The 18,180-nt window shown below is 66.0% G+C and carries 22 protein-coding genes; 8 read left to right on the top strand and 14 right to left on the bottom strand.

Translation table 11 applies throughout. The annotated features are described in order from the left end of the window. The first annotated feature begins 6 nt into the window (after positions 1-6). The gene (locus OHZ10_RS08355) at positions 7-840 is read left to right on the top strand and encodes an ABC transporter permease (protein ID WP_174991453.1); all 834 of its coding nucleotides are present in this window, start codon (positions 7-9) and stop codon (positions 838-840) included. 36 nt (positions 841-876) lie between these two features. Here the strand turns inward: OHZ10_RS08355 and OHZ10_RS08350 are convergent, their stop codons facing one another. The 4 genes from OHZ10_RS08350 to OHZ10_RS08335 form a co-directional block, all read right to left on the bottom strand. Then, a complete protein-coding gene (locus OHZ10_RS08350) occupies positions 877-1,299 on the bottom strand; it encodes a hypothetical protein (RefSeq protein ID WP_059234401.1) in 423 nt (140 codons plus the stop codon). Between the two features lie 96 nt (positions 1,300-1,395). Further along, a complete protein-coding gene (locus OHZ10_RS08345; RefSeq protein WP_342704311.1) occupies positions 1,396-2,454 on the bottom strand; it encodes a permease in 1,059 nt (352 codons plus the stop codon). Then, entirely contained in the window at positions 2,451-3,578 is a 1,128-nt protein-coding gene (gene mnmH / locus OHZ10_RS08340; RefSeq protein ID WP_342704309.1) for a tRNA 2-selenouridine(34) synthase MnmH, read from the bottom strand. The genes OHZ10_RS08345 and mnmH overlap by 4 nt, the downstream gene beginning before the upstream one ends. A 64-nt stretch (positions 3,579-3,642) precedes the next feature. Then, positions 3,643-4,596, bottom strand: coding sequence for a LysR family transcriptional regulator (locus OHZ10_RS08335; RefSeq protein ID WP_059234407.1), 954 nt, complete (start codon positions 4,594-4,596; stop codon positions 3,643-3,645). 166 nt (positions 4,597-4,762) lie between these two features. On the opposite strand from OHZ10_RS08335, the gene OHZ10_RS08330 reads away from it, so the two are divergent. Both OHZ10_RS08330 and OHZ10_RS08325 read left to right on the top strand, forming a co-directional pair. Further along, the gene (locus OHZ10_RS08330) at positions 4,763-6,184 is read left to right on the top strand and encodes a M20 family metallopeptidase (protein ID WP_342704307.1); all 1,422 of its coding nucleotides are present in this window, start codon (positions 4,763-4,765) and stop codon (positions 6,182-6,184) included. Between the two features lie 35 nt (positions 6,185-6,219). Then, positions 6,220-7,506 (top strand): MFS transporter, encoded by a 1,287-nt coding sequence (locus OHZ10_RS08325; protein WP_059234410.1) that lies wholly within the window; start codon positions 6,220-6,222, stop codon positions 7,504-7,506. Between the two features lie 77 nt (positions 7,507-7,583). Here the strand turns inward: OHZ10_RS08325 and OHZ10_RS08320 are convergent, their stop codons facing one another. Together OHZ10_RS08320 and OHZ10_RS08315 are read right to left on the bottom strand one after the other, a co-directional pair. Then, positions 7,584-8,636, bottom strand: a complete 1,053-nt coding sequence (locus OHZ10_RS08320) for an NADP(H)-dependent aldo-keto reductase (protein WP_256086018.1) — start codon at positions 8,634-8,636, stop codon at positions 7,584-7,586. 143 nt (positions 8,637-8,779) lie between these two features. Next, positions 8,780-9,217 carry a PaaI family thioesterase gene (locus tag OHZ10_RS08315; protein WP_059234414.1) on the bottom strand — a complete coding sequence of 146 codons (438 nt, stop codon included), beginning with the start codon at positions 9,215-9,217 and terminating at the stop codon, positions 8,780-8,782. 187 nt (positions 9,218-9,404) lie between these two features. On the opposite strand from OHZ10_RS08315, the gene OHZ10_RS08310 reads away from it, so the two are divergent. Next, on the top strand, positions 9,405-9,893 hold the full coding sequence (locus OHZ10_RS08310) for a winged helix-turn-helix transcriptional regulator (protein WP_059234416.1): 489 nt from the start codon (positions 9,405-9,407) through the stop codon (positions 9,891-9,893). A 336-nt stretch (positions 9,894-10,229) separates the two neighbouring features. Then, positions 10,230-10,853, top strand: a complete 624-nt coding sequence (locus OHZ10_RS08305) for a phospholipase D family protein (protein WP_174991448.1) — start codon at positions 10,230-10,232, stop codon at positions 10,851-10,853. 149 nt (positions 10,854-11,002) lie between these two features. Here the strand turns inward: OHZ10_RS08305 and OHZ10_RS08300 are convergent, their stop codons facing one another. Together OHZ10_RS08300 and OHZ10_RS08295 are read right to left on the bottom strand one after the other, a co-directional pair. Beyond that, positions 11,003-11,230 (bottom strand): hypothetical protein, encoded by a 228-nt coding sequence (locus OHZ10_RS08300; RefSeq protein WP_059234419.1) that lies wholly within the window; start codon positions 11,228-11,230, stop codon positions 11,003-11,005. 39 nt (positions 11,231-11,269) lie between these two features. Then, positions 11,270-11,449 (bottom strand): hypothetical protein, encoded by a 180-nt coding sequence (locus tag OHZ10_RS08295; RefSeq protein WP_059234421.1) that lies wholly within the window; start codon positions 11,447-11,449, stop codon positions 11,270-11,272. 43 nt (positions 11,450-11,492) lie between these two features. Between OHZ10_RS08295 and OHZ10_RS08290 the strand changes: the two genes are divergently transcribed. Next, complete coding sequence (locus OHZ10_RS08290; RefSeq protein ID WP_340624086.1) at positions 11,493-12,464, top strand: sensor domain-containing diguanylate cyclase; 972 nt, start codon at positions 11,493-11,495, stop codon at positions 12,462-12,464. Between the two features lie 85 nt (positions 12,465-12,549). On the opposite strand, the gene OHZ10_RS08285 is transcribed toward OHZ10_RS08290, so the two are convergent. From OHZ10_RS08285 to OHZ10_RS08275, 3 genes are all read right to left on the bottom strand, one after another. After that, positions 12,550-13,023, bottom strand: coding sequence for a VOC family protein (locus OHZ10_RS08285; RefSeq protein ID WP_059234425.1), 474 nt, complete (start codon positions 13,021-13,023; stop codon positions 12,550-12,552). Between the two features lie 288 nt (positions 13,024-13,311). Continuing rightward, positions 13,312-13,551: a hypothetical protein gene (locus OHZ10_RS08280; RefSeq protein ID WP_081051840.1), complete on the bottom strand. Its 240-nt coding sequence runs from the start codon at positions 13,549-13,551 to the stop codon at positions 13,312-13,314. 46 nt (positions 13,552-13,597) lie between these two features. Then, positions 13,598-13,906 (bottom strand): phosphatidylserine/phosphatidylglycerophosphate/cardiolipin synthase, encoded by a 309-nt coding sequence (locus OHZ10_RS08275; protein WP_059236776.1) that lies wholly within the window; start codon positions 13,904-13,906, stop codon positions 13,598-13,600. Positions 13,907-14,090: 184 nt separating this feature from the next. On the opposite strand from OHZ10_RS08275, the gene OHZ10_RS08270 reads away from it, so the two are divergent. After that, positions 14,091-14,834 carry a DUF695 domain-containing protein gene (locus OHZ10_RS08270; protein WP_342704303.1) on the top strand — a complete coding sequence of 248 codons (744 nt, stop codon included), beginning with the start codon at positions 14,091-14,093 and terminating at the stop codon, positions 14,832-14,834. Between the two features lie 707 nt (positions 14,835-15,541). On the opposite strand, the gene OHZ10_RS08265 is transcribed toward OHZ10_RS08270, so the two are convergent. After that, positions 15,542-15,937 (bottom strand): hypothetical protein, encoded by a 396-nt coding sequence (locus OHZ10_RS08265; RefSeq protein ID WP_059234429.1) that lies wholly within the window; start codon positions 15,935-15,937, stop codon positions 15,542-15,544. 301 nt (positions 15,938-16,238) lie between these two features. Here OHZ10_RS08265 and OHZ10_RS08260 point away from each other — a divergent pair, with 301 nt between their 5' ends. Beyond that, complete coding sequence (locus OHZ10_RS08260; RefSeq protein ID WP_059234430.1) at positions 16,239-16,703, top strand: plasmid fertility inhibition factor family protein; 465 nt, start codon at positions 16,239-16,241, stop codon at positions 16,701-16,703. Between the two features lie 87 nt (positions 16,704-16,790). Here OHZ10_RS08260 and OHZ10_RS08255 read toward each other — a convergent pair whose 3' ends face one another. Together OHZ10_RS08255 and OHZ10_RS08250 are read right to left on the bottom strand one after the other, a co-directional pair. Further along, on the bottom strand, positions 16,791-17,306 hold the full coding sequence (locus tag OHZ10_RS08255; RefSeq protein ID WP_059234432.1) for a GNAT family N-acetyltransferase: 516 nt from the start codon (positions 17,304-17,306) through the stop codon (positions 16,791-16,793). Positions 17,307-17,838: 532 nt separating this feature from the next. After that, on the bottom strand, positions 17,839-18,069 hold the full coding sequence (locus OHZ10_RS08250) for a DUF6566 family protein (RefSeq protein WP_059234434.1): 231 nt from the start codon (positions 18,067-18,069) through the stop codon (positions 17,839-17,841). Positions 18,070-18,180 lie beyond the last annotated feature (111 nt).

Here is an 18,180-nt window from a genome sequence, read left to right as displayed (position 1 = left end):
TCGATCATGGACGTGCGCAACTATTCCGCCGCCACACCGTCCGCGCCGCCGCGCGCGTCACGCTTCGCGATCGCGATGCCCGCGAACGCAATCAACTGGATCGCCGTCTGGCGGCGCAACTATCTCGTCTGGCGCAAGCTCGCGCTTGCGTCGATGTTCGGCAATCTTGCTGATCCGATGATCTATCTGTTCGGGCTGGGCTTCGGGCTCGGGCTGATGCTCGGCCAGGTCGACGGCGTGTCGTATATCGCGTTCCTCGCGGCCGGCACGGTCGGGTCGAGCGTGATGATGTCCGCGAGCTTCGAGTCGATGTATTCGGGTTTCTCGCGGATGCACGTGCAGCGCACATGGGAAGCGATCATGCATACGCCGCTCGCGCTCGGCGACATCGTGCTCGGCGAGATCGTCTGGGGCGCCAGCAAGGCGATGCTGTCGGGGGTCGCGATCATGCTGGTCGCGGGTGCGCTCGGCTATGCGCAGTTTCCGTCGATGCTCGTGGCGCTGCCCGTGATCGCGCTCGCGGGCCTCGCGTTCGCCAGCATCGCGATGATCGTCACGGCGCTTGCGCCGTCCTACGATTTCTTCATGTTTTATCAGACGCTCGTGCTGACGCCGATGCTGCTGTTGTCGGGCGTGTTCTTCCCGATCACGCAGCTGCCGCCGGTCGCGCAGCACGCGGCGCAAGCGCTGCCGCTTGCGAACGCGGTCGAGTTGATCCGGCCCGCGATGCTCGGCCGGCCGGCGACCGACATCGCGCTGCACGTCGCGGTGCTCGCCGGCTACGCGGTCGGCGGATTCCTGCTGTCCGCGTGGCTGTTCCGGCGGCGGATGATGCGCTGACGGCCGGCGCACCGGGCGCCGGCTCCTGCGACGACGTTACTCGTCGTCGTCGCTCCACGGGATCTCGACGTCGGTCAGGAACGCGACGGTCGCGAGCGGGCCGCCTTCCTGGCGACCGAGCTTGCCGTCCGCGCGATGCCATTCGACGCGGAACTGCGTACCCGGATCGTCGGCCACCAGATAGACCGAGCGCAGCTCTTCCTTTTCGGCCTCGTCCACCGGGCCGTCGAACGACACCAGCATCTTCTGCGGCCACAGGCCGTTGACGGGATCGTAAATGCGGTCGCCCTGCGGGATTTCGATGCTGGCATCGACACCGATCGTTGCGGAGGCCTCGATGATCATCGTGCCGAGTGCGTTCAGCACGGCAGTCGCCCGCGCGGAATTGGCCTGGCGGATCGCGAGATCGCCGCGCGTCAGCGCCTTTTCGAGTCGAGGATGAATCTTCGGTTGGGTCATGCGTTTTCCTGTTTGCTACTTGTAAAGGGCGCCGCACGCGTAAAGCGGCGGCGCCGGATGAATATGGATACGGCTATCGAACCGGGCCGGCGCGCGTCAGAACCCGAACGCGATCGCGAGCAGGCCGCTCACGATCCCGAACACGACGACGAGCGTCGCAACGATCGCCAGCATGTAAGGCTTGAACGAACGCGCGAGCATCGCGAGCGACGGCACGCTGATCGGCGGCAGCGTCATCAGCAGCGCGGCGGCCGGGCCAACGCCCATGCCGAGCGACAGCATCGCCTGGATGATCGGCACCTCGCCGGCCGTCGGAATCACGAACAGCATGCCCGCGACCGCGAATGCGACGATCCAGCCGAGATGATTGCCGATGTCCGGACCGATATGCGGGAACAGCCATGCACGCGCCGCGCCGAGCAGCAGCACCAGCACGATGTATTCGGGCACGAGCCGCACGGCCATGCGCGCGAGCAGCTTCACCCAGCGGACGAACGGATTGCCGGCCGCGGCCTGCTCGGCCGCCAGCGCGGCGAGCTGCGCGTCGTCGATGCTGCGGTCTTCAGGACGCGCAATGCGGTTCAGCAGATAGCCGATCCCGAACACCATCGCGATGCCGAGCACGAGGCGCAACGCACTCCAGTGCCAGCCGAGCACGAAGCCCATGAACACCAGCGCGGCCGGATTCAGCACCGTGTTGCCGAGCCAAAACGCGACCGCACCGCCCGGCGACGCATGGCGCGCACGCAGGCCCGCGACGACCGGCGCCGCGCAGCACGTGCACATCATTCCGGGCAGCGACAGCAGGCCGCCCGCGGCGACGCTGCCGAACCCGGTACGGCCGAGCGCACGCGCGACCCAGTGTGCGGGCAACAGCGCCTGCACGGCCGAGCCGAGCAGCAGGCCGAGCACCATCGCCTGCCAGATCGCCTTGCCGTACGCCCATGCGTAATCGAGCGCAGCCTTCAGCGACGGCTCGGGGGCGGTCGCCGACGTGCCCATCAGGATCGACTGGCCGATCGAATGGTGCTCGGCGGCGACGAACGCCTTGTTGTAGTACGGAAACCATTTCACATAGAACAGTCCCGCGACCGCGATCAACAGGAAGGTCATCCAGCCGAGGGCCGGACTGGGTTGGGTGCGTGTGGTCGTCATCGTGTGGTCGTCGATTGGTCTGTGTCGGTTGCGGATTTCGCGCCTGCGGCAAGCGCGGCCGATGCGGGCAACCCGGTTTGCGCGAGTTCGGCCAGCAGTGCGCGCGCCTGGTCGCGCACGTCGGCCGCGTTGGGCCGGAACGTGAACGTCAGCGCCCGGTTCGGCTTGTTATAGGCCGCGCGATAGGTCCGCGCGTAGGCGGGATCGTAATGCTTGTCGATCAGCTCGGAGAACAGTTCGGCGCGCGCGTTCGCATCGATCAGCGCCTTCCAGTGTGTCACCTGTTCGCGGCTATGCAGGCCGATCAGCCGATGGAGCTGCGCCTTGAACGCGTCCGGTTCGTCGAACAGGTGCGCGTAATCATCGAGAAGAAACGCGATCCGCTCGTCGTGCGCCGCGTCGACATGCACCCACGGCCCCGCGTGAAACGCTTCGATCAGCGCGATCGGCAACTGCACGAGCCCGATCCTGCGGCTTTCCGATTCGACGAACACCGGCCATTCGGGGTCGAAACGTCCAAGCGTTTCGACGAGCCCGGAATCGAACCCCTTCTGCGCCGGCTGCGGCTTGCCCGGCAGCGCACCGAGCAGCGAGCCGCGATGGCATGCGAGCGCCTCGAGATCGAGCGTCTGCGCACCCACGTCGTGCAGCGCGTTCAGCAGGCGCGTCTTGCCGCAGCCCGTATGGCCGACCAGCGCGACGTAGCGAAAGCGCGTCGGCAGCGAATCGAGCGTCGCGCACACCGACTGGCGGTACGCCTTGTAGCCGCCGTCGAGCTGGCGCGCCTTCCAGCCGATCAGGTTGAACCAGGTCGTCATCGAGCCCGAGCGTTTGCCGCCGCGCCAGCAGTAGATCAGCGGCCGCCAGTTGCGTGGCCGGTCGGCGAACGTCGTGTCGAGATGGCGGGCGATGTTGCGCGCGACGATCGCCGCGCCGACGCGCGTCGCCTCGTACGGCGACACCTGGCGGTACATCGTGCCGACGAGCACGCGCTCTTCGTTGCTGAGCACGGGCGCGTTCAGCGCGCCGGGAATATGGTCCTCGGCGAACTCGAGCGGCGTGCGCACGTCGATGATCTCGTCGAACTCGCCGGCGCGATCGAGGGTGACAATCAGGTTCTTCAATTTGGCGTCGAACAGGGGCGATGCGGCTCGATGAGCCGCATGGACACGGAAGGCGGATTGACGATTATCTCACGGGCGGGCGTCTCGGGCCGCGCACGGCAGTCGGCGGCACCGATGCGACCTGCATCGCGTCGATCAGGTGATCGCGGAACGCGCGTACCGACGCGGGCAGATCGCGCCCCGCCATCGTCTGCACCTGGATGCTGCGCTCGCGCAGTTGCGGGTTCGTCACGGGCACGACGACGAAGCCGTCCGCATCGAAACGGTCGCGCACCGACAGCAGCCCCGTGAACATCACCGCGCCCGTGCGCCGTGCGTAGCCGTACATCGCCGCGGTGTTGTTGCTCGTCAGTTCGGGCTCGAGCAGCAGCCCGTCGAGTGCGCATGCAATGTCGATCAGCTGGCGCACCGTCGTGCCGGCCTCGGGCAGCACATGCGCGTGCCGTGCGACATCGGCGAGCGAAACCGCGTCGCACGCCGCGAGCGGATGATCGTGCCGCACCAGCGCGAAGACCGGCGCACGCTCGGTGTGCTCGACGCGTACCCCCTTCTCCGGCGCGAGACTGAAGGTCAACGCGATGTCCGCATCGCCGTCGCGCACGCGCCGCGTCGCTTCCGCCGGCGACACCACCCACACGGTGAAATCGACGCCCGGATGGCGCGCCTTGAAGCACGCGAGCGCCCCGGGCAGAAAATCGATCGCGAACCCTTCGGAGCAGGCGATTTTCAGCAGGCTGCCGTGCAGCGCGTCGAGCCCGCCGATGTCCTTCATCACGTGCTCGGCTTCCAGCAGGCTGCGCTGCGCGAACGCCAGCAGCCGCTCGCCGGCCTCCGACAGCGCCATGCCGCGCGGCCGGCGCTCGAACAGCGGCGCACCGAGTTCGCTTTCCAGCTTCGCGATCTGCCGGCTGATCGCCGACACGGCCACGTGCAGCCGCGCGGACGCGTCGCTGATCGAGCCGGTGCGCGCCACTTCGACGAAATACCGCAACGCCAGACCATGCAGGAAAGCCGCCATCGTTCTGTCCCCGGGCCACATCCGGCCGCTCTGCTTTGCCTTTTCGGCAAAGAAAGGTTCGAAATTCGATCATTGTGACAAAAAAAACGGCTTTCTAGAATCGATCGCACTTCACGTTGCGTGCGCGATCCGCGCGCGGAGCGCCCCCCGTCAGAGGAGACACGACTTGAGCCGTACCGCCGCCATCCAGCACGCGCTGAACCAGTTCGAATCCGGTGCGTTCTTCACGACCCTGAGCCGCCGCGTCGGCCTGCGCACCGAAAGCCAGGACAGCGGCAACGAAGCCGCGCTGCGCGCCTATCTGACCGACGAGATCGCGCCCGAGGCGGCCCGCCTCGGCTTCACGTCGCGAATCGTCGACAATCCCGTCGACGGCGGCGGCCCGTTCCTGCTCGCGTCGCGCCATGAAGACGACGCACTGCCGACCGTGCTGATCTACGGCCACGGCGACGTCGTGCGCGGCTACGATGCGCAGTGGCGCGCACCGCTGTCGCCGTGGACGCTGACGGCCGACGGCGACCGCTGGTACGGCCGCGGCAGCGCCGACAACAAGGGCCAGCACACGATCAACCTGGCCGCGCTCGCCAGCGTGCTCGACGCGCGCGCCGGCCGGCTCGGCTTCAACGCGAAGCTGCTGATCGAGATGGGCGAGGAAACCGGGTCGCCGGGCCTGGACGCGCTGTGCCGCCAGGAACGCGACGCGCTCGCGGCCGACGTGCTGATCGCGTCCGACGGCCCACGCATCGCCGCCGCACGCCCGACCGTGTTCCTCGGCTCGCGCGGATCGGTCAATTTCAAGCTGAGCCTGCGCGCCCGCGACGGCGCGCATCACTCCGGCAACTGGGGCGGACTGCTGCGCAATCCGGCGATCGTGCTCGCGCATGCGCTTGCGAGCCTCGTCGACGCGCGCGGCACCATTCGCGTCGAGGGGCTGCGCCCGCCGCCGATCCCGGCCGCCGTGCGCGACGCGCTCGCCGATCTTGTCGTCGGCGGCGGTCCCGGCGATCCGGCGCTCGACGCCGATTGGGGAGAGCCCGGCCTGTCCGCGGCCGAGCGCGTGTTCGGCTGGAACACGTTCGAAATCCTCGCGTTCAAGGCCGGCAATCCCGAGCACCCCGTCAATGCGATCCCGCCCGTCGCGCATGCGCACTGCCAGTTGCGCTTCGTTGTCGGCACCGACTGGGAAGCGCTGCCCGCACATCTGCGCGCGCACCTCGATGCGCACGGTTTCGCCGACATCGAGATCGACGTCGAACGCGGCGCCCCGGCAACGCGCGTGCCGCCGGACGATCCGTGGGTCCGCTGGGCCGTTGCGTCGCTGGCGCGCACCACCGGCAAGAAGCCCGCGATCCTGCCGAATCTCGGCGGCACGCTGCCAAACGAGGTGTTCGCCGACACGCTCGGGTTGCCGACGCTGTGGGTGCCGCACTCGTACCCGGCGTGCTCGCAGCACGCGCCCGACGAGCACCTGCTCGCGAGCGTCGTCAGCGAGGGGCTGCAGATGATGGCCGGCCTCTTCTGGGATCTCGGCGACGACGCGCCGCCCGTTCGCCGCGCGGCACCCGCCGCGGCCGGCGCCGCCCTGTAACGCGCTTCGCCCCTTTTACGGGACCTGCACATACGATGAACACGACCACCCTGACCTCGCAGGACGCCGCGCGTCCCAGCGCCGCGAAGATCCGGCGCCTCATCTTCGCGGCGTCGATCGGCAATGCGCTCGAATGGTTCGACCTGATCGTCTACGGCTTCTTCGCGGTGACGATCGCCAAGCTGTTCTTCCCCGCGACGAGCGAAGCGACGTCGCTGATGCTGACGCTCGGCACGTTCGGGCTGTCCTACCTGATCCGGCCGATCGGCGGCTTCGTGCTCGGCGCGTACGCGGACCGCGCGGGCCGCAAGGCATCGCTGCTGCTGTCGATCGCGATGATGATGGTCGGCACGCTGCTGATCGCGCTGATGCCAACCTACGCATCGATCGGCATTCTCGCGCCGCTCGGGATCATGCTGTCGCGGCTGATGCAGGGCTTTTCCGCCGGCGGCGAATTCGCGAGCTCGACTGCGTTCCTCGTCGAACACGCACCGCAGCGACGCGGCTTCATGTCGAGCTGGCAGTTCGCGAGCCAGGGCCTCGCGACGCTGCTCGCATCGGGCTTCGGCGCGCTGCTGACGGCCACGCTGACACCCGCGCAACTCGAAAGCTGGGGCTGGCGCGTGCCGTTCCTGTTCGGTCTCGCGATCGGTCCGGTCGGGCTGTATATCCGCCGCTACGTCGACGAAGGCGTCGAGTTCAAGACGCAGGCGCGCTCCGAAGCACCGGTGCGCGAGCTGTTCGCGGAACAGAAGGTGCGGGTGCTGCTGTCGATCGGCGCGCTCGTGATCTCGACCGCGATCAACTACATGATCCTGTACATGCCGACTTACGCGATCAAGCAGCTCGGACTGCCTGCGTCGACGGGCTTCGCCGCGACGCTTGCGACCGGCTTCGTGCTGACGCTCGTCACGCCGATCGTCGGCCACCTGTCCGACAGCACCGGACGCATCCGCATGATGGCGGTCGCGGCACTGCTGATGCTCGTCACCGTGTGGCCGACGTTCGCGTGGCTGACACGCCACGCGTCGTTCGCGACGATGCTCGCCGCACTGGTCTGGATCGGCGTGCTGAAGGCGATGTACTGCGGTGCGCTGCCGGCGCTGATGGCCGAGCTGTTCCCGTCGCAGACGCGCGCAACGGGGCTCGCGGTCAGCTACAACACGGGCGTCACGCTGTTCGGCGGCTTTGCGCCGTTCGTCATCACCTGGCTGATCAGCACGACCGGCAACCGGCTGTCGCCGGCGCTCTATCTAATGGGGTGTGCGGTGCTGAGCCTCGTCGCGCTGCTGGTCGCGCGCACGCGGCTCAAGATGCGATAACACCTGAAGCGACGGCGCAGCGATGCGCCGCCGGTGCGGCCCGTCGCGGCATCGCTGCCGCGCGGGCCGTGCGCCGCTTACGGCGCCGGGTTCGGCTGACGTTCGTGCAGCACGTCGATCTCCGCGAGGATCTCGTCGGACAGCTTCACGTCGATGCTGCCGATGTTTTCCTTCAACTGCTCGAGCGACGTTGCGCCGATCAGGTTGCTGCGCACGAACGGCCGGCTGTTGACGAACGCGAGCGCGAGTTGCGCAGGCGACAGCCCGTGACGCTGCGCGAGTGCGACGTAACGCGACGTCGCGTCCACGGCCTGCGGCTTGCTGTAGCGCTGGAAACGCTCGAACAGCGTGATGCGCGCACCGGCCGGACGCGCACCGCTCTCGTACTTGCCGGACAGCCAGCCGAACGCGAGCGGCGAATACGCGAGCAGGCCGACGCCGTCACGATGCGTGAACTCCGACAATCCATTCTCGAACGTACGGTTCAGCAGGCTGTACGGATTCTGGATGCTCGCGATGCGCGGCAGCCCGAGCGTCTCGGCCGCGCGCAGGAACTGCGCGACGCCCCACGGCGTTTCGTTCGACACGCCGATCGCGCGTACCTTGCCGGCCTTCACGAATTCCGCGAGCACGCCGAGCGTTTCCTCGATCGGCACCGTGTACGCGTCGTCGACCCACGGATAGGCGGGACGGCCGAACGTGGTCGTGCTGCGATCGGGCCAATGCAGCTGGTAGAGGTCGACGTAGTCGGTCTGCAGGCGCTTGAGGCTGCCGTCGAGCGCTTCGGTCAGGTTCTTGCGGTCGAACTGGTTGCCTTCGCCGCGAATATGACGCGGATTGTGCGGCTGCCGCGCCGGCCCGGCGATCTTCGTCGCGAGCACGATGCGGTCGCGCTGTGCACGATGCTGCGCGAGCCAGGTCCCGATGTATTGCTCGGTTCGCCCCTGCGTGTCGGGCTTCGGCGGCACCGGATACATCTCCGCGGCATCGATCAGCGTCACGCCCTGCGCAATCGCGTAGTCGATCTGCTCGTGCGCGTCGCGCTCCGAATTCTGCTCGCCCCACGTCATCGTACCGAGACCGATCAGACTGACCTCGATGCCCGAATCGCCGAGTGTGCGGTATTCCATGCTGTTCCTGTCGCGTCGGTGGAAAGCAGAGACGCTATCACATTGAAGCGGTCGCTTCAGACAGGCGCCGCGAACGCTTACAGGCGGCCTTCGGCCCCGCCCCGGACGGCCACGCTCCAGCCCACGCGGCGACGTTGCCGCCGTTACTGCGGCCGCTGGATGAAGCAGGTCGCCGATGCGTGCGCGACGATCTTGTCGTCCGGCGTCTTCAACGTGCCCTCCGCGACGCCCAGCGAACGCGACAGGTGAATCACGCGCCCTTCCGCGACCAGGTCGACGTCGCGCGGCACGGGCCGCAGCATCTTCACGTGCAGATCGACGGTGCCGTAGCCGATGCCTGCGTCGAGCATCGAATGCACCGCGCACCCCGTGACTGAATCGAGCACCGTCGCAGCGAACCCGCCGTGCACGCCACCCAGCGGATTCAAGTGCCTGCCGTCCGCCCGCGCCGAAAACTTCACATAACCGAGCTCGACGTCGAGCGGACGCATCGGAATCGTCTCGGAAATCGACGCCAGCGGCGCATCGCCCGACACGGCGGCGCGCAGCAGATCGAGGCCAGACAGGGAAAGCGGATTCATCGGGTTGTCTCCGGGTTGAAAGCGCGTCGCCGCGCGAGTAAGTTCTAAATTGGAACTCATTATTGTCAACGATACCGGTGGTTGTCAACGCGGATTGGCCGGTTGCGACCGAAGGCGGGTTCTATAATCGAACCCGCTATTTCGCTGAACCGCCGCAAGACCGCCGCAACAGGCAAGAGACTCGACGATGAAATGGGATGACATCGGCACGCTGAACTGTTCGGTCGCGCGCACGCTCGCCGTGCTCGGCGACCGCTGGACCATGCTGATCCTCCGCAACGCATTCCTCGGCTGCCGCCGCTTCGATGCGTTCCAGACCCAGCTCGGCCTGACGCGTCACGTGCTGGCCGAACGGCTCGCACGGCTCGTCGAAGAAGGCGTGCTGGTCAAGCGTGCCTATCAGGACCGCCCGCCTCGCTTCGAATACCGGCTGACGGAAAAAGGCCTCGACCTCTACCCGGCCCTGCTCGCGCTGATGGCGTGGGGCGACCGCTGGAAGGACGACGGCCAGGGGCCGCCGGTGCAATTGCGCCATCGGACTTGCGGCCAGCTGATGCACGCCGTCACCGTATGCTCGGCCTGCGGCGAACCGCTCGACGCCCGCGACGTGCAACCCGAGCCGGGCCCCGGGTGGGTCGCCACCGGCGAAACCGGGGCACCCGCAGTCACGGATTGATGTGCAACATGCGGATGATCGGCCGACGCCTCCGAATCGCCTGTTGCGCGCGCTTCGACTGCGGACCGTTTCGAGTCGAGTCCGCCCGACTGCGCGCGTACTGATCGCACGCCGATGCCCTGCAACGGCAAACGCAATCGCACCGCCTTCACCTTCGCCTACATGCTCCGTTGATCGCCCCGATCGCACCCGCGGACCGCACAACGCAACTTTGCGTCACCCCCGCCACTGCGGCCAATCCTCGCGCGAGCAATCGCTTCGCATCCGCGCGTGACCGGGCCACTGCGTGTGCGTTACACTCACGGCCCGCTGTCTCGAAATTGTTCGCTGTCCACGATGTTGTCGCGCAATCGCCTCGCCGCTGCCTGTCTCGCCGCTTCCCTGCTCGCCACACCCTTCGCCGCCTTCGGCAAGACGCAAAGTGAATCGCTGCTCCAGCAGGCGATCGACCTCGTGTCGCGATGGCTGCCGGCCCCCACTCACGAAGCCCCCGCAACCCAGGTCGTCGAATCGGCGTTCTCGCCCGACGGCGGTGCCGAGGCGCTCGTGCTGAAAGCGATCGGGGCTGCGCGCAGCTCGATCCGCGTCGCCGCCTATTCGTTCACGTCGCCACCCGTCACGCGCGCGCTGCTTGACGCCAAACGACGCGGCGTCAATGTCGCGGTGGTGGTCGACGACAAGGGCAATCGCGCGAAGAGCAGCAAGCAGGCGCTGAACCTGCTCGTCAATGCGGGGATCCCGACGCGCACGATCGACGCGTATGCGATCCATCATGACAAGTACCTCGTGATCGACGCCGAACACGTCGAAACGGGTTCATTCAACTACAGCGCGTCGGCCGCGAGCCGCAACTCCGAGAACGTCGTCGTGGTCTGGAACAATCCGCAACTCGCGTCGCGCTATCTCACGCACTGGCAAAGCCGCTTCGACCAGGGCACGCCGTACCGCTCCAGCTACTGACGCACGACACGCGCGCTCAACCGGCGCCCGACCGGCTGCATTCGATCCGCCCTGTCGCAAATGATCGGCGAGCGTGGCGCGGCGTTCAATTCGGCCAAATGGCCAGCGCACCGCACCGCGGATTGCCCGTCGCGCACGACGTCGCTGCATTAATGGATGTCAGGCGCCCGCCCGGTCGCGGCGCCGGCATGTGCCGACGGCGCGCAGCGGTTCGCGTGCCCGTCCGCGCCGCTTGCCGAGTTCGCAGACAGGCCGTGAGCGCCTCCCGGCAGCACGTTGCTCACGCAATCGGTGCTGAATGCCAGCGCGCTCTGGACCATCGGGTAAATGAGATACAGCGCAAACGCGAGATAGCCCGCGTACAGAATTCGAACCATGGTGCGATGGGATGCGATGAACGATTGGACTCGCCCTATTTACGGCACGGCGACGACCACCTTGAGGTATCGCGCATCCGATTCCGCATCGGAACGAAACGTGGACCGATGACCACCGCTTCTCACCGCATCTTCACCGATCCCGACAGAGCCGATCCACACCGCGGCGAGACGCGCGACGTGGCGAGGCATCGACAAATGCGCGATACTGTCCGACATACGATCCCGTGACCGGCGATGCAGCCGGGACAAGGCCAGGCCCATGCAAATCGCACCGAAACCGGCCAACGAGGCGGCCCGGCTCGATACGCTTCATTCGCTGTCGATCCTCGACACGCCGCCCGAAGAGCGTTTCGACCGCCTGACGCGTCTCGCACGCAGGCTGTTCGACGTACCGATCGCCCTCGTCAGCCTCGTCGACGAGAATCGCCAGTGGTTCAAGAGCCATGCAGGTCTCGACGCCGCGCAGACGTCGCGCGACGTGTCGTTCTGCGCTCACGCCCTGCTCTCGGGCGACACGATGGTGATTCAGGACGCACTGAACGACAACCGCTTCCACGATAACCCGCTCGTCACCGGCACGCCCGGCATCCGCTTCTACGCCGGCCGGCCGCTCGCCGCGCCGAACGGCGCGCCCATCGGCACGCTGTGCCTGATCGACACGCGGCCGCGCTCCCTCGAGCCCGAAGAGCTCGCGCTGCTCGGCGATCTCGCCCACATGACCGAGCGCGAAATCGCCGCGCTGCATTTCGCGACCACCGACGAACTCACGCAACTGACGAACCGGCGCGGCTTCGAGATCCTCGCCCGCCACGTGCTGAGCCTGTGCGATCGCCTCGGTCGTCACGCCGTGTTGCTGTTCTTCGACCTGAACGATTTCAAGGCGATCAACGACCGCTTCGGCCATGCCGAAGGCGACCGCGCGCTCAAGGCGTTCGCCGACACGCTGACGGGCGCGCTGCGCGACAGCGACGTCATCGCACGGCTCGGCGGCGACGAGTTCGTCGTGCTGTTGAGCGCCGCCGATCCGGCCGACGTCGCCGAGCCGGTCGAACGCGTGACGCAGGCGCTCGCATTGCGCAACGCAGCCGACGCACGCGGCTACGCGATCCGGTTCAGCGTCGGGCACGTTGCCTACGATCCCGCACGCCATCACACCGTCGCCGACCTGCTGGCATCGGCCGATCGCCGGATGTACGAAGACAAGCAGCGCGGCAAGACAGCCGGCGCATGACCGTGATCGGTCCGGGCGCGCGCGGCGGCCCGGGCCGCCGCGCAGTCGCTCGACCGCGGCTACGCGACTGTGTGACCGCGTCTGTTCAGCTCCCGCACGGCGGCGCGCTGGCCATTGCCGCCGCGATCTGTTCGGGTGTCAGGTCGCGCTGGTGCGTCGCGAGCGACCAGCGATGCCCGAACGGATCCTCGACCTGTCCGTACCGATCGCCCCAGAACATGTCGGCGGCCGGCATCGTGACCGTCGCGCCGGCCGCGACCGCCTTCGCGATCGCCGCATCGGTGTCCGGCACGTACAGGTGCAGGCAGACCGACGTGCCCTTCAGCGCCTTCGGCCCGAGCGCGCCGTGCTCGGGCATTTCATCCACCAGCATCAGTGTCGAATCGCCAATCGCAAGGCACGCGTGGGCGAGCCTGCCGTCGGGCATCGCGAGGCGAAACAGTTCGCTCGCATTGAATGCGCGCTTGTAGAAATCGATGGCTGCGGCCGCGCCCGCACAGATCAGATGCGGTGTCAGCGTGCGCATCCCTTCCGGGATCGGCTTGACGGACGTGGACATGGTGTCGCTCCTTCAGTCGGTTGTCGTATCGAAAATCGGGACGGACGCGCGATGCGCACGCCTCCGATGCTACGACGGACGACCCCGACGGAAATCGACATGGCACCCTGGATTTTTTTGTTTTCTTGAGTGCCGCGGTGCGCGGCGCGCAGTGCGGGCCTCATCGGCCCGTTCTGTCAGTCTCGTCGTCCTGCCTTCCGAACTGACGGCAATCGGCCCATCGACGCGGCGCCATGGCAGAGTACCGCGCTCGCTTGCACGGATCAGGCTCCGCTCCGCCGACGCCGGTCAATTACATACCTTGACGGTGCCGTTGCTCGTGCATTGACCGACGGCCCAGTGACTCTGCCCTGCCAGAGAAGGGGCCAGGCCGATGCCGCGAATCGTCGCGGCCGGCGACGACGCAGGAACGGTTGCCGACGCGGTTTCGGGCGACGGTTGAACGGGCGCCCGCTCGGACGCGGCCTGGCAGGCGGTAAGCGCCAGACACAGCGCGAATGCTGACGGGCCGATGACGGATCGGAGCACGGTTGCGTGCGCGTTGGCGCGATGTGCGTCGGGTACAGGCTCGCCGTCAGATCTGCGGCAAATCGCGCAACGTGCGCGACTCGCTCGTTGCATCGATGTCGAGCTCGATGCCTTCCGACGCATCGCGATACAGCACGCGTTTCAGTCTGGGCCCGATCGCGGTGGCGTCCGATGCCGAGAAGATCGCGCGAACATCGTTGCCGGACGCGAGTGCGCGCGCCACGTCTGCCACCGGCGCTTCGCTCGGCGCCGCCGCCCACGAGCGATCGACCGGATTCACGGCCGCCCAGCGCACGTGCGTCACGCGCGCGCTGAGCGGATCGATTCGGACACCATTCACTGCAAACGTCGACATCGGCATCTCCCTTGAATTTTTCGCGGTCCGCCGCACACGGGCGGCGAATCGCGGACAGCCCGGAACGCGCAGACCTTACCCGCACGGCCCGCGATCATGCGCGCTGCTCCGGCCAACGCGATTTTCGATGATACATTGGGACGCTTTGCAACCGTCAACAGACAATCGTGTACGGGAGAAACACATGAGCGACGCCTGGGGAACCTTCCCTGCCAGAATGGGCGACCATCAGGCCTTCATCAGCTTCAATCACGGCTTTGCGGAAATCGCCGAAGGCGATCCGCGCACGTCGCTGCTCAGCGTCCGCGTGCCCTTCGCGCATCCGTCGCCCGAAGGCCTGCCGACCGGCGACGAATTCGCCGATCTCGCGAAGATCGAGGATCTGCTCGATGCTGCGATCACCGCGAAAGGCGGCGTGCAGGTCGGCCGCATCACCGTCGACGGCAACCGGGATTTTCTTTTCTACGTGCCGTTCGACGAAGAGGCCGCGGCGGAGATCGTCGACGCGCTGGCCGACCAGACGACCTATGCGCTTCAGTACGCCCATCAGGACGATCCGGACAAGGCAACCTACTGGCAGACCCTTTACCCGACCGACGACGACTGGCAGATCATGCGCGACATGCGCGTGCTGGATGCGCTGCGCCAGCAAGGCGATGCCGGCGACGTGAGCCGGCGCGTAATGCACTGGGCGTACTTCCCGGACCCGAGCGACGCGCACCAGTTCGCGGACTGGGCCGAAGCGAAAGGCTATCCGGTCGAATCGGTCGCACCGACCGAAGACGGCAAGTCGGCCGTGCGGTTTTCGCACGAAGGCGCGACGACGCTGGCAGACATCACGCGCCATACGCTCGCGATCAATCGCGAAGTGCGCGCGCTCGGAGGGGACTACGACGGATGGGAAACCAGCGTCGAACAGGCTGGTTGAACGAATCGGCATGACCGCTGCGCACCGCACGATCCCATGCATGCGGCGCAAAAAACATCCCGGCAGCGTTGTTACGCGCCGCCGGGATCAAGGCATCGCCGGCCGAAACCGGCGACGGGCCTGAGGGTTCGCTCAGGCACGAGGAAAGCGATTCGTGCGGGTCAGGCGATCGGATGCCCGGGCGCGCAATCAATACCGTTGTGCAGCCTGCCGAACGCCTGCCCGGTTCCCCCGACGCAGCCTTCCGGCGTCGGGCGGGCAAAAAGCCCCCGCTCCTGCGCGAGCGAGCGGGGAAACGGTTGACCGGGCCGGGGAAGAACGGTCAACCGTTCGGATTGTGATCGCGGGTCGCGCGACGGTCTGTGCGGCAACTCACCCTTTGGTGACAAGGTGACGGCAACCGGCCCGCTCGCGTGCCGCCAGGGAACGTCATGGCTCGGGCGCGACGCATGTCTTGCCGCTTTCGCTGACGACGACCGGCATCGCAGTGCAGCCTGTCGGCAGCGCCCTTCTTTTCATTTCATTTCCGGCAGTACGCGTTGTTTTAATTCGAGTGGATTTTTCAGCCCCGCGCGCAGTGTCGGATAAGTCACCGGCACTGTCAAAGCAGGATTATTCTATTTTTTGAGCGATGCAATTCCAGCTTCATTCATTCGTGCCGAATTTCGCGAATACAATGACTTTCGTCATGAAAACCCGCTTTTTCATTAAGACAAACCACTGGAAAACCAGTCGGCAACCATATCGATCCAGTCGAGATCGCTAACGATTTCAATGACGGTCTCGCCGACGATATCGGCAGTCGACGAGTCTGTTGCCAGCGCCCCCGAAGCAACCGCACTCGCCTTCCCGATTTCGGCCGATGCACCAGACCTCGGATCGGCAAGCCGCTCCAGCCAGTCGACGATATTGGCACGCGCATCCTCTTCGTCGGCGAAATCATTTCGTTCGAGAAAGCGGTCGAACACGAGCCACGCGAGCGTCTTGCTTCGCGCATCGGATGCGAGCTGCCAGTCGACAACGGCGGTACGGCCGGACGCCCTGATTTCGAGCGCCGCGGTGAAACAGTAATCGAGATATTCGATCTCAAATTTCGATGACATCGCTTTCCCCGCTCAATCTGCCCTCTCGGTTCTAATGAAGCCCGGCGCCTGACGCACTTCGCGGCACAGTGTGAATCTTGCATGAATGTCACGCAACGCGTCATTCCCGCTGGCAGTATCACGATATCCGCGTGGCCTGTCGATATGGATTGCAACCGCATGGCCGCATCCGTCCGTTCCGCGCTTCCGGTTCCGCTGCAGGTCGCTCCGCTTTCCTATTTCCGGTATCGACCTGCTCCGCAGCGTTAATCGCACTGCTAAACTCGGACCACCGAGACCGCTTGCGCCACCAGAGGAAATAATGACACTCGCCCACGCACAACAGAGCGGCGTAGATGTCTGGATCATCCAGCTTCCCGGCCATACCCCCTATGCCTATACGCACCTCAAGCGGGTATTCTCGTCCGACGACTCGCGACACCGGGTCGTGACGATCGACCTGAAGAAGCTGCTGGCGTGCGCCGACCGCGATACCACGGACTATGTGCTGCCATCGGTTCAATACTGGGCCCCTGGAAAAGCCGCGGGCATTCGCGAATTCCTCGATCCGGACCAGGATCGGATTCCGGACATGCCATTCATCACGTTTCGCGAGACGAGAGCGCGCACGCTGCTCGGCATCCCCGGCCTGTCGAAAATCGGCGTTGCGTCGTTCCGTAACGGCCAGCATCGCGCGCGCTATCTCGCCTATGCCGGCGCGACGACCTTGCCCGTCGAAATCCACGAAACCGAGGCCGATTTGCTGATGCGGTATTGCGGCGAGTAACGGCCAATTGCGCTCGGCTTTCGCCCTGCATGGCGGCTGGGCGCGGGTGCATTCGCCGCCGCCGCTCGCGCCGATGCCGGCAGCCCTTCAAGCCTGTATCGCGTAAATCCGGTCGGTGACTTCCGTCTGGCCGATGCGGCTCGTTTCGACGGTGACCAGTTGCCAGCCGTTGTGTTCGTAGAAGCCGATCGCACGGACATTGCCGTCAAGCACTTGCAGGTGGACCTTGTCCACGCCGATCGACCGTGCCCACGCGCGCACGGCTTCGATCATGCGCTTGCCCGTGCCGCTGCCGTGATGCGAAGGATGGACGTGCAGGCAGTCGAGCAGCACACCGAGCGCCGGATCGACGGGACGCTCCGCGCTGACGAAGCCAACGGGTTCGCCATTCGATTCGGCGATCAGCACGAGGCCCCACTCGTCCTCATTGCGATCGAGATACTTGCGCCACCGGACCGCGTGTTCCGTCGGCACCTCGTCGGACAGATAGGCAGCCGGCAGGATATGGCTGTAGGCGGTTTGCCAGCTCAGCGTGTGCAGGCGAGCGATGTGGCTCGCGTCGCGAGGCGTCGCGGTGCGCAGCGTGGTCCGGGTGTCCGGCATCGGTGGCAACTCCTTCTGCTGGTGCTGGTGCTCGGCATGTCTCGTCGCACAATATACCGTGCTTTGCGGCATACCTTTCGCAGTGGCTCGCTGCCGGGAAATCGACGCGCAGTAGGCACAGGCAAAAAAAATCCCGACACCTTCTCCGGTCATCGGGATCGAACGGCCCTGCAAAGCATGAGGGCACGAGGAAGGCAATACATTACACCAACGTAAGCACGTTGCGCTTTGTCGGTTCGTGCCAAGTCCCTGCTCGATTCCGCCAATCACGCAACAACGGGCCGCGCTAAACGAAAAAAGCCTGCTCGCGCGAAACGCGAGCAGGCAAGAAAACGGATCAGCATTCGAGGCACGAGGGCTGTCCAGGGAAGATAACGGCACGGCGCGGGCAAACCTTAGGCAGGAGAAGAAGTGCCGCAGGCGAATGGGTGTGAACGTTGCTGGCGCAACGAAAAGGAAACGCGGCGCGAATCGGGCTCGGGCCTTCTTTTGCCTCCGCGCCATCCACATTGCAGAGTTCAAGGAAGTGGGGCTATCGATTGATGTCGCGCACGATCGCGCGCCCAATTTCGAAGCCTGCCCGCTTCGCCTCTTCCGAGGTCTCGTACTCGGTGTCGAAGTCATATCGTCTGGGCGATTCGACTCCGTCTTTGCGAACCCGAACGTTCGCCATCCACGTGCTGCCGGGTGCCGGCTGCACGGACTCGACGATGATTTCGCAACCATCGAATTCGTCGAAATGGCATTCGATTCTTTCGTGCATATGGTGTCCCCGCACATTCGCCCGATGTTGCTGTCGGACAAGCGGCTTTACGAAGCCGCTCTTTTGAAGATCAACGCCGAAACTACGCTGCGCTCGATGAGTTGAATGCGC

The organism is Burkholderia arboris, assembly GCF_038723655.1.
Classification (GTDB): domain Bacteria; phylum Pseudomonadota; class Gammaproteobacteria; order Burkholderiales; family Burkholderiaceae; genus Burkholderia; species Burkholderia arboris.
This window is presented reverse-complemented; position numbering and strand designations above follow the sequence as displayed.